The organism is Pedococcus sp. P5_B7 (assembly GCF_054049895.1).
This window is the reverse complement of sequence record NZ_JBFULM010000008.1, coordinates 371,190-382,020: the sequence shown is the minus strand read 5'-3', so window position 1 is coordinate 382,020 and position 10,831 is coordinate 371,190. Positions and strand designations below refer to the sequence as shown.

Annotated in this window: 9 protein-coding genes; 3 read left to right on the top strand and 6 right to left on the bottom strand. The window is 71.3% G+C overall.

Features of this window, described 5'->3' with window-relative positions; all coding sequences use genetic code 11:
• Together ACXJKD_RS18880 and ACXJKD_RS18875 are read right to left on the bottom strand one after the other, a co-directional pair.
• On the bottom strand, positions 1-828 hold an 828-nt coding region (locus ACXJKD_RS18880), incomplete at its 3' end, for a hypothetical protein (protein ID WP_457256405.1).
• A gap of 370 nt (positions 829-1,198) precedes the next feature.
• A complete protein-coding gene (locus tag ACXJKD_RS18875) occupies positions 1,199-2,518 on the bottom strand; it encodes an MFS transporter (protein WP_457256403.1) in 1,320 nt (439 codons plus the stop codon).
• 65 nt (positions 2,519-2,583) lie between these two features.
• On the opposite strand from ACXJKD_RS18875, the gene ACXJKD_RS18870 reads away from it, so the two are divergent.
• Genes ACXJKD_RS18870 through ACXJKD_RS18860 form a run of 3 tightly spaced genes read left to right on the top strand, consistent with a single transcriptional unit; the run spans position 2,584 to position 5,336 of the window.
• Positions 2,584-3,435 carry an alpha/beta fold hydrolase gene (locus ACXJKD_RS18870; protein ID WP_457256401.1) on the top strand — a complete coding sequence of 284 codons (852 nt, stop codon included), beginning with the start codon at positions 2,584-2,586 and terminating at the stop codon, positions 3,433-3,435.
• A gap of 21 nt (positions 3,436-3,456) precedes the next feature.
• Positions 3,457-3,849, top strand: a complete 393-nt coding sequence (locus tag ACXJKD_RS18865; RefSeq protein ID WP_457256399.1) for a VOC family protein — start codon at positions 3,457-3,459, stop codon at positions 3,847-3,849.
• A gap of 35 nt (positions 3,850-3,884) precedes the next feature.
• Positions 3,885-5,336 carry an LLM class flavin-dependent oxidoreductase gene (locus tag ACXJKD_RS18860; protein WP_457256397.1) on the top strand — a complete coding sequence of 484 codons (1,452 nt, stop codon included), beginning with the start codon at positions 3,885-3,887 and terminating at the stop codon, positions 5,334-5,336.
• Positions 5,337-5,401: 65 nt separating this feature from the next.
• Here ACXJKD_RS18860 and ACXJKD_RS18855 read toward each other — a convergent pair whose 3' ends face one another.
• From ACXJKD_RS18855 to ACXJKD_RS18840, 4 genes are all read right to left on the bottom strand, one after another.
• Positions 5,402-5,986 (bottom strand): GTP-binding protein, encoded by a 585-nt coding sequence (locus tag ACXJKD_RS18855; RefSeq protein ID WP_057378434.1) that lies wholly within the window; start codon positions 5,984-5,986, stop codon positions 5,402-5,404.
• On the bottom strand, positions 5,967-6,257 hold the full coding sequence (locus tag ACXJKD_RS18850) for a DUF742 domain-containing protein (protein WP_457256396.1): 291 nt from the start codon (positions 6,255-6,257) through the stop codon (positions 5,967-5,969). Before ACXJKD_RS18850 ends, ACXJKD_RS18855 begins: the two co-directional genes overlap by 20 nt.
• A gap of 85 nt (positions 6,258-6,342) precedes the next feature.
• Positions 6,343-6,762 carry a roadblock/LC7 domain-containing protein gene (locus tag ACXJKD_RS18845; RefSeq protein ID WP_255358340.1) on the bottom strand — a complete coding sequence of 140 codons (420 nt, stop codon included), beginning with the start codon at positions 6,760-6,762 and terminating at the stop codon, positions 6,343-6,345.
• Positions 6,749-10,729, bottom strand: a complete 3,981-nt coding sequence (locus ACXJKD_RS18840; protein WP_457256395.1) for an ATP-binding protein — start codon at positions 10,727-10,729, stop codon at positions 6,749-6,751. The genes ACXJKD_RS18845 and ACXJKD_RS18840 overlap by 14 nt, the downstream gene beginning before the upstream one ends.
• Between the last annotated feature and the right edge of the window lie 102 nt (positions 10,730-10,831).

The window sequence follows — 10,831 nt, the reverse complement described above, 5'->3', positions numbered from 1 at the left end:
CCGGGCGGCCTGCGCGCGCTCGGCGGCCAGCCGGGCCTGGCGGGYAGCCTCGGCGGCGGCGGCGCGAGCTGCGGCGGCGGCAGCCAGTCCGTCCTGGCGCTGCCTCTCGAGCGTGACCGATGTCTTGCGCAGGGTGGCGAGCTGCGTGGTGAGCGAGCTCTGCTGCTTCTGGATCTGGGTGGCAGTCGCCTTCGCCTCGTCGGCCTGCGACTGGGCGGCGTTGCGGGCCGCCTCCGCGGCGCGGGCGGCCTTGGCCTGAGCGGCCTCGGCCTGCGCCGCCTGCTGACGCATCGTGTCGGCCACGATCGAGGCGGCGGCGGCCTTCTGGAGGTTCTGTGCGCGGGCGTCGCTCACGGCCTCGAGCGCGGTGGCGCGGTCCATGAGGTCCTGGGGACCCGTGCTGGACAGGTACGCCTCGAGCTCACCGAGGTTGCCGCCCTGCTGGTAGACGCTGGCGGCGTAGCGGCGCACCTGCAGGCCGGCGGAGTCCGCGACCTGCTGGGCCTGCGCTGCGCGCTTCTTGGCTGCGGTGGTCTCGGCCGAACGCTTGTCGAGCTCGTAGCGAGCCCCGTTGTAGGCCTCCGCGGCCGCTGCGGCCCGGTCCTGCACCTGGGCGAGGCGAGCGCTGGCGGCCACGTACTGCGCGTCCAGGCTGGCGATCTTGCCGCTGGTCGTCGCGACCGCGCTCTTCGCCTTGGCCACCTGCGACTTCGACGGATACACCGGGTCGGCGGCAGCGGACAGGGACAGGGACACCGCGAGGACGCCGACCATCGACAGCGTCGCGCCGGTGCGCAACACGCGGCGTACGGGGAGGGCGTTCGGCACGGGGGGATGCCTCTCGAGTGGGGTGTCCGGGGTCAGTAGGTGGCAGCCGCACGAGACTAGAGCCGCCTTTTCACTCGAAACCCTTTCGTCACACAAATCCCACGCCTTACAGACCCTTCCGGGAAATGACAGGCTTGTGATTACCCGAGTTACACGAATGTCTTTCAGCAGGTGATGACGCTGCTTCGATCAGGTGTCCAGAGTTGGTCTCGAATCGGTAACGAAATCCGCATTTTCGCAGGTGAGAGCACCTGAGGACCGGGTTTGGCCGAATCCCGCACTCGCCGGTTTGACCCGGTTTCCCGGCCGTCCGGGTCCACCAGCCACCAGCTCCCGGCGGGCTCCCCTCGAGCCGCGGCGAGGGCCCGGGTCAGGGGGTGATGGTCTCGCCGGAGCGCAGGGCCTCGTAGGCCTCCGGATCGCTCTCGCGCAGCCCGCGCCGGGTCTTGCGCCGGTAGCGCAGGATCTGCACGACGCCGGCCCCCCAGACGAGGTACTGGACCGACATCGCGGCCCGGAAGGTGTCCACGTCGTAGGTGCTCGGACCACCCGGCGCGACCCGGTCGAGGATGATGCCGATCAGCGTCACGGTGGACAGCGAAGCGAGGAAGCCACCGACGTTGACGATGCCGGTCGCACTCCCGAGCCGGGTCGGCGGGTTGAAGGTCCTCGCCAGGTCGAAGCCGACCAGCGAACCCGGACCCCCGACCGCCGTGATGACGACGAGCAGCACCAGCAGCGGCAGCGGGGCCCGCCCTGGCCACAGCAGCACCACCGCCCAGACCGCCATGATGGCGAAGACGATCCCGAGGATGAGGGTCGAGCGCGAGAACGGGTACTTCGTCACGAACCCGCCGATCAGTGGGCTCGACACCACGGTCGTCACCGTCATCAGCATCAGCAAGGTGCCCGCCGTGGAGGGCGAAAGCCCTTGTCCCGCAACGAGGAACGGGTAGCCCCACAGCAGTGCGAACACCGTCGCGCCGAACTGGGCGGAGAAGTGGGACCAGAGGCCGAGCCTGGTGCCGGGGGTGCGCCAGGCGGCCCGGACGCTCCGGGCGAGGGCCCGGACCTTGATCTGGTCGAGCTCGTGGTCGGGGTTCGGGGAGTCCCGCACGACGACCAGGACGATGGCGCCGAGGGCGACCCCGAACAGGGCGGCTACCCGGTAGGACGGCGTCCAGCCCCAGGTGTGCAGCGCGTAGACCAGTGGCGTGGCCGCGACCAGGGCACCGAGCTGGCCGAGCAGCCCGGTCAGCTGGGACACCATGGGGATGCGCAGGGGCGGGAACCACAGCGCGACGATCCGCAGCAGGGGGATGAAGATCATGGCGTCGCCGATCCCCACGAAGACCCGCGCCAGGATGCCGATGGCGAACGAGTCGGCGTAGGCGAACCCCAGCTGGGCCACCGTCATCAGCGTCACGCCACTCAGCAGCAGCCGCTTGGACCCGAAGCGGTCGAGCAGCGCCCCCACCGGGATCTGCATGGCCGCGTAGACGAGCAGCTGCACCATGGTGAACACCGACAGCTGGGTGGCCGCGATGTCGAAACGCTCGGTCGCAAGGAGGCCGGCCACGCCGAGCGAGCTGCGGTGGAACACCGCCAGCACGTAGACCGACACCGACGCGGCATACACGATCCAGGCCCGCCGTCCACCGAGGGGGAACTGGGGGGCGGGCTTGGTCACACCCCATTGTCCCGCACCCCCGCGCCCCGTCTGGCCGGCGGTGAGCGCCGGGTAGGTTCACGGGGGTGCAGGAGTTCACCAGAGACGGCCTGGTCTTCGACGTCAGCGACAGCGGCGCGGACCGCGGCACGGGCGACCCTGCTTCAGAGGTGGTGCTGCTCCTGCACGGCTGGCCGCAGGACCGCCACACGTGGTCGCAGGTGGCTCCGCCGCTCCTCGAGGCCGGGCTGCGGGTCGTCACGTTCGACCAGCGCGGCTACTCGCCTCGGGCGCGGCCCCGTGGACGCCGGGCGTACCGGATGGAGGAGCTGGTCGCCGACGTCCTTGCCCTGCTCGACGAGCTCGGGACGGCGCGGGTCCACCTGGTCGGCCACGACTGGGGCGGCTCGGTCGCCTGGGCCTTCGCCGAACGTCACCCGGAGCGGCTGCGCAGCCTCACCGTGCTGTCGACCCCGCACCACCACGCCATCGCGTGGGCGATGCGCCATGCGGACCAGGCCCGGCGCAGCTGGTACCTGGCCGCCTTCCAGCTCCCCGCCCTCCCCGAGCTGGTCCTGCGGCGCCGGTTGGTGTCGGTCCTACGCCGCTCCGGGCTGCCCGAGCCCCACGTGCAGAGGTATGCCGCGCGCTTTCGTGAGCCCGGCGCGGCCAGTGGCGGCTTGGCTTGGTATCGAGCAATTCCCTTGCGGCGCAGCGGATCCGGCGACTACGTCTCGCGCCGGATCTCCACCCCTACCGCGTACGTCTGGGGTCGGGACGACCCCGCGCTCGGACGGGCGGCGGCCGAGCGGACCCGCGCTCACGTCGCCGCCGACTACACCTTCACCGAGCTCGACGCCGGCCACTGGCTCCCCGAGACCCACCCCGGAGAAGTTGCGGCCGCGATCCTGGAGCGGCGACGCACACTCCCGCAGTAGATTCTCGCCAGGAGGTGGGTGATGACGGCTGGCACGGGCCTGGCCCAGGTGGCCCAGTACGCGCAGGACCTCGACCGGGCGGCAGCGTTCTACGAACGCCTGCTCGGCACACCGCCGCTGGCCCGCTTCGACCCCCCGGGGCTGCTGTTCTTCGGCCTCGGAGACGGCACCCGGCTCCTGCTCGAGGAGGGCGCGAGCTCCGCGATGCTCTACCTCAAGGTGGACGATGTCCCCACCCGCATCGAGGAGCTCCGGGCCGAGGGCGTGGTCATCGAGGCCGAGCCGCACATCATCTTCAGCCACACCGACGACAGCCTGGGGCCGGCGGGGCAGGATGAGTGGATGGCGTTCATCCGGGACAGCGAGGACAACCTCGTCGGGCTCGTGAGCCACGCTCCGAGGGCAGAGAGCTGACCGCAGCGGGACCCGGTCCCGACCATGCGCTGGTCGTGCTGGTCGGGCCCAGCGGTTCGGGCAAGTCGACCTGGGCCACGCAGCACTACCGGCAGCAGGAGATCGTGTCGTCGGATGCGCTGCGGGCGGTGGTGGGCAGTGGCGAGTTCGACCTCGATGCCTCGGCCGACGCCTTCGCACTGCTGCACCAGATCGTGGCCGGCCGGGCCCGGCGTGGTCTCACCGTGGTCGTCGACACCCTCGGCCTCGACCCCGACCTGCGCGACCGGCTGCGGGAGCAGGGTCGCATCGCCGGGCTGCCCTGCGTCGCAGTGCTCTTCGAGACGCCAGAGACCGTCTCCCGCCAACGCAATGCGATGCGTGACCGACCGGTGCCGGCCAGGGTCCTGGGCCAGCAGCACGCCGCGTTCGCCCGGGCGCGCGAGGCGGTGGCCGCCGAGGGCTGGGACGACGTGCAGGTCGTCGTGGACTCTGCTGCGCCGGCGCAGGGACCGGATGTCGCGGGCGGTCCGGCACCACGTCCCGCGCCCGAGCCGGACGGCGGCCGGCGGCAGGCCGGACCGGAGGTCGTGCTCCAGGTGTCCCGGTTCCCGTGGGGCGACGACCCGGCCGGCTGGCTCCGCTCGATCGCACTCGCCGCGGACCACCACGGCTTCGCGGGGATCGCGCTGATGGACCACCTGATCCAGATCCCCCAGGTGGACCGTGCGTGGGAGCCGATCCCGGAACCATGGGTGACGCTCGGGATGCTCGCCGGCCTCGACACCGACCTGCGGCTCGGGACCCTCGTCTCACCCGTCACGTTCCGCGCGCCCGGGATCATCGCGAAAACCGTTGCCACGCTTGATGTCCTGTCCGGCGGACGGGCCTTCGTCGGGCTGGGCGCGGGGTGGTGGGAGCGCGAGCACCAGGCGTTCGGCCTCCCCTTCCCGCCGGCCGCCGAACGGCTCGACCGGTTGGAGTCCTGCATCGAGACGCTCCACGCGCTGTGGGACAAGGGGACCAAGGCGTACGACGGGACCCGCGTCACCCTGCCCGAGACCACGGCATACCCACGGCCCGTGGGGCGACCACAGGTGATCGTGGGCGGCTCCGGGGAGCGACGCACGCTGCGGATCGCGGCGGCCCAGGCCGACGCGTGCAACCTGCCCAGCGACGAGGAGGTGCTAGCACGCAAGGTCGCAGTGCTGCGGGCGCACTGTGCGGAGGTCGGCCGCGACCCCGAGGAGGTGGCGGTGACCGTGCTCGACCTCCCGGTCGTGGGGACCGACCGCGACGACACCTGGCGCAGGGTCGAGCGGTTGCGGGGTCGGACGGCCGCAGCAGCGTTCGCCAGGCGTCACCACGCCGGCGAGGCCGTGAGCCACCGCGACCGGTACCGCCGCCTCGCTGACGAGTTCGGGGTCAGCACCGTGTTCGTCGGGCTACCCGACCTCGAGGGCCCGGACGACGTCGCCCGCCTTGCCGCGGTGCTCGACCCGGGCTGAGCCGTTCCACACACGACGGAGCCCGGCAACCCCTCGGGCGGCCGGGCTCTGTCGATGGTGCGGGGTCAGGCCGAAGCCTTCACCCCGGTGAGCTGGGTCAGGGCGAACTCCGTGATCCGGACGAGCGCCTGCTTGGCGGACTCACGGTCGCGGGCGTCGACCTCGATGACAGGGATGTGCGACGGGATGGCCAGCGCCTCCCGGATGTCGTCGGGGCCGAACTCCTGCGAGCCGTCGAACTGGTTGAGCGCGACGATGAACGGCAGGCCCTTGGCCTCGAAGTAGTCGACAGCGGCGAAGCTGTCGTCGAGGCGACGGACGTCGACCAGCACGACGGCGCCGATGGCGCCCTTCACCAGGTCGTCCCACATGAACCAGAAGCGACGCTGACCTGGGGTGCCGAACAGGTAGAGCACCAGGTTCTCGGCCAGGGTGATGCGGCCGAAGTCCATCGCCACCGTGGTGGTGTGCTTCTGCTGCACCTTGGAGATGTCGTCCTGGCCCTCGGACTCGTTCGTGACGAGAGCCTCGGTGCGCAGGGGGTCGATCTCGGAGACGGCACCAACGAAGGTGGTCTTGCCGACGCCGAAGCCGCCGGCCACGACAATCTTCGTCGAGGCGCTGTTGCGGTTAGAGGGCGCGTAGTCCACTGAGTGTCCTTTCAATCAGTTCACGTCGTTCGTCGGATGTCGTGTTTTCGGAGATGGTGGTGCGCGTCTTCAGGTGACCCGCGGTGACCAGGTCACCGAGGAGCACCCGGGCGACGCCGAGCGGGACGTGCAGTTTTGCCGAGACCTCAGCCACCGACTCGGTGTCCGCGCAGAGCTCGATGATCCGGCCCGAGAGGTCTCCCTCAGGCCAGGTTGCGGTGCGGCCGGACGGCAGCACCTCGAACGTGGCCTCGATGGGGAGATCGACCACGGACTCGGTCCGTCCTGACGTCAACGCGTATGGCCGGACCAGGCGGGGGCCTGCCGACACGTCGCGTCCGTCCGGGGCCATGGGACTAGCCCGTCATGGGGGTCCGGGCAGACGCGTCGATCATCTTGCCGACGCGGTCAACCAGAACCGCCATCTCGTAGCCGACCTGACCGATGTCAGAGTCGGTGCTGGTGAGTGCCGCCAGGTGCGAACCGTCTCCGACACTCATGAGGAGCAGGTAACCCAGCTCCATCTCGATGACGGACTGGAGCACCGTGCCACCCTGGAACAGGCGAGCCGCACCAGAGGCGAGGCTGGCCATGCCCGAGGCCACGGCTGCCATCTGCTCGGCCCGGTCCACGGGGAGCTGCTCGCTGGCGGCCATGGGAAGCCCGTCGGCCGAGACCAGGATGGCGTGTGACACGCCAGGGGTCTCCGTCGCGAACTTGGCCACGAGCCAGTCGTACTCGCCCTTGGGCTGGGCCATGGCGTCAGTGGTGAACATCGGCTTCCTCTCGGTGTGTTCCATCTTGTGCCTCGGTGCGAGCGGAGCTCACACCGTTCTTGTGGCGGTTGAGGTTGCGGCGGATCGCTTCGGGATCGCGTCGCGATGCTGCGGGGGCAGCGGGCTTCTCGTCGGTCTCGTCGACCGCACCGGGGATCAGGTAGTTCCCGGGGCGTCGCTTGGGGAGACCGGCTGCTGACTCTTCCAGGGGTTGGGTCTCCTCGATCCGTGCTGCGGCAGACCAGGCCTGGTCCGCCTCGTTGGTGGACCACGACGTCCCTGCGGCTGCCGAATCGGTGTCATCGGTCAGCCAGCGCGACATCATCGCCCGGAAGATGGGGGTGTCGTTGAGGTTGCCGCTCGGCGCCTGCGCCGGCTCGGCCTGCGTGTCGACGTCAGCGTGGGCCACGACCGGCTCGACCTGCTCAGCCTCGACCTGCTCAGCCTCGACCTGCTCAGCGTGGACGTGCTCAGCCTCGACGTGCTCAGCGTGGACGTGCTCAGCCTCGACGCGCTCCGGCTCCGCCAGCTCGGCCGCGACCGGCTCGACCTGCTCGGGCTCGACCTGCGCGGGCTCGACGGCGGCGAGGACCTCGGTGGACTCCTCGGCGACCTCGGCGGCGGGCGCCACGGTCTCCTCGACGGCCACGGTCTCCTCGACGGCCACGGTCTCCTCGACGGCCACGGTCTCCTCGACTGCCACGGTCTCCTCGGCGAGCTGAGCCGACTCGGCGACCTCGGTGGCGGGGGCCTCGACCACCGGGGTGGGCTCGGTAGCCGCCACGTCGCGGGCCCGGCGCGCGCCGAAGAACGACGTGTTGTGGGCACGCACCCGCGGGCGGGAGCTGGGCGCCTCGGTCTCCGGCAGACCAGCCGTCGCGGAGGCGGTCGCCCCGGGGATGCGGGTCGGGAGGTGACCGGCTTCCTCGGTGACGGGGGCCTCGAGGACCTCGGTGCTGTCGACGGACGCCGCGACCTCGGTCTCGGCTGTGTCGACCACAGCCTCCACGGCGTCAGCGACCACGACCTCGTCAGCGGCGACCTCCGGGGTGGCCTCCGCAGCGTCGACCTTGGCCTCGGCGACCCACTCGGCGGGCACGTGGATCTCGGTGCCCGAGTCGGTCGCAGCGTCAGTGGAGTCGGTGGAGTCGGTGGTGTCGGTGGTGTCGGTGCTGCCGCTGGTGGCGCTGGCCTCGGCCGGCGCGTCGGCCCCGAGCTCGCGAGCCTTGGTGGCCTCGACGATCTTGGCGCGGTGGTCCAGCCAGGCAGACAGGTTCGACGGCATCTGGCGGGGCTCGTTGGCCTCCGCCTCAGCCTCGAGGCGGGCAGCCTCGGCCGCCGCCTTGGCGCGACCCGGGAGCCAGCTGAGCCGGCCACCCTTGGCTGCGGGCGCGTCGGCCTTCCCTGCGGCCTTGTCGGGGGTCGCGTCCTGCTGCTCGGTGGACGGGGCGTCCTCGAACTCGCGGTACTCGGTGATCCCGGTGGCGCGCGGCTTGCGGACCGGCAGGCCGGCCGCGGAGCGCTTGGGCTCGGTCGTCTCGGCCTGGGGAGCGTCAGCCTTCGTGTCGGCCGGCAAGTCAGCCACGTCGACCGTGGGCTCCACCGGAGCGTCGGACTTGGCCTCGGGGGTGGCGTCGACCTTCGAGTCCGCCTCGGCGTCCTTGGCGTCGGCGTCGTTGACCGTGGCGTCGTTGACCGTGGCGTCGTTGACCGTGGCGTCCTTGGCCTCGACGGCGGCCGGCGTCTCCGCGGGGGCGGAACCGTTGACCTGGGTGTCGGAGGCCTGGTCGGCCTTGGCCGCGTTGCCGTTGACCGCGGGGGTCTCGGCGTGGCCGTTGGTGGCAGCCTTCTCCTCGGCGGCCTCGGAACCCTCGATGACGGGCTTGGCCGAGGGCGCCTGGATGGCGTTCGCGGCGGTCGGGCCATGGGCGCCCGGCGTGCGGGTCGGGAGCTTCTTGGCGGCGTCGGCGACCGGGCTGGGCGTGGCGCCACTGGCTCCGCGGACCCGGGTGGGCAGGCCGGCCTTGGTCGTGCCACCCACGGCGGACGTCGGGGTCGTCGGGGCGGGGGCAGCAGACGCGGGGGCCGCGGCAGCAGCCGGTCGGACCGGACGCTCGCCCTTGGTGCTGTCGGCCAGCAGGCCGGCCGGCAGGTGCACCGACACGGTGACGCCCTGCTTGTCGTCGCCGTTGCGACGCAGGCGGACGGCGATGCCGTGCCGCTTGGCGAGGCTTCCGACCACGAACAGACCCATGCGGCGCGCCGTGTCGGCGGTGATGTCCCCGCCGTGCGCGAGCTGGTCGTTGAGCGCCGCGAGGTCCTTGGGCGGCATACCCAGGCCACGGTCGGCGACCTCGATGAGGAGCCCGCCCTCGGGGGTACGGGCACCACGGATGGCCACGCGGGAGGTGGGCGGGGAGTAGGACAGGGCGTTGTCGACGATCTCCGCGACCAGGTGGATGAGGTCGGAGCCGACGGCGCCGAGCACGTGGTCGTTCGAGGTGTCGCCGATGTCGATGCGCTCGTAGTTCTCGACCTCGGACACGGCCGCGCGGACGGCGTCGGAGACCGAGACCGAGCCGGACATGCCGCGCCGGGTCGAGGTGCCGGCGAGCACCAGCAGCGAGTCGCTGTTGCGGCGCATACGGGCGGCGAGGTGGTCGAGGCGGAAGAGGCTCTGGAGGCGCTTCGGGTCTTCCTCGTCGCTCTCAAGGCGCTCGATCAGGCTGAGCTGCTGGTCGATGAGGGAGGTGCTGCGGCGCGACAGGGTCTCGAACATGTGGCCGACCTGGACCCGGAGGCGGGCCTGGTCACCGGCCAACGTGCGGGCCTGGGTGTGGAGGTCGTCCACGGCGCGGGCGAGCTGGCCCATCTCCTCGGTCGTGTGGACCGGGATCGGCACGAACTCGGGGAGCTCCTCACCGTCACGCATCGCGGCAACGGCCTCGGGGAGGCGGGTGTTCGCCACGTCGAGGGCACCCTGACGCACGGCGCGGATGGGGACGAGCAGGGAGCGCATGAGCGCGAGGACGAGGACCAGGGCGAGGGCCAGCGCGATGACCACGATGGCGGCGTTCAGGATGGCCTCGGCGCGGTGCTGGGCGGCCCGGTCACGCAGGTTGGTCTCCAGGGCCCGGAGCTGGCCGTCCATCAGCTTGGCGTAGCCGGCATTGCTCGACTCGATCACGACGCCGAGCCCAGCGATCTGGGCCTTGTCCGGGGGCTGCTGCTGGAGCGTGTAGTTGCGGCGGCCGTTCTCGTTGAGGAGCTGGCGGGCCTGGCCGACCTGGTCGCTGGGCGCGGTCGACAGGAGTCGCGTGAGGGCCGCGGTCTCGGCTCCGACCTGGCCGATCGCGCGCAGGCTGGCGGACGCGTCGTCGGTGTTCGAGAGGTTGAGCTGCTCACCGGTCATGGCGCGCTGGGCGGCGATGGAGTCCTGGAGGGCGACGACGATCTTGGCCGAGGCCGAGTCGTCGCTCAGGCCGAGGTCGCTGACGGCCGCGGACATGAGGGTCGCGATGTTGCCGGACTTGTCGATGACGATGTCGGAGAAGGGACTCTGGGTCTTCGCGTTGCGGACGGCCTGGCCGAGGGACAGGGCGCTCTGGCCGCTGGCCCTCACGGACGCCGGGACCCCGTCGGCCTTGAGGGCGATACGGAGGTCGGCCGCTGCGGACTCGTACTTGGTGATCGCCGCGATGACACCGCCGCCACCGACGCTCTCGGCCGCGGCGAGCCGCTGGACGGCGAGGTTGTAGTCGACGACGGGGCGGATGACCAGGACCGTGTCGGCTGCCTGGGAGAGCTGGCGTGAGGAGTCGAAGTCGTTCTTGACGCGCAGGCCGCCGAACACGAAGGCGAGGACCACGGGCAGGACGATCGCGGCTGCAAGCTTCCGACGCAAGGGCCAGTGACCGAACGACCAGCGTTGGGGGACACGGCCAGCCGCCGACTGCAGTCTGGACACGGAGCCACCTTTCCTCACGACACGAAAACTTGAATGAACGGAAACATACGGGTGCCCACACAGAGGCTGGATAGCCCTGAAGGGGCACTTGGCACGTTTGGC

Bases quoted from the DNA above. Each gene is read 5' to 3' on its own strand.
- ACXJKD_RS18865 (WP_457256399.1), top strand. From the start codon at position 3,457: ATGACGGCTGGCACGGGCCTGGCCCAGGTGGCCCAGTACGCGCAGGAC.
- ACXJKD_RS18845 (WP_255358340.1), bottom strand. From the start codon at position 6,762: ATGTTCACCACTGACGCCATGGCCCAGCCCAAGGGCGAGTACGACTGG.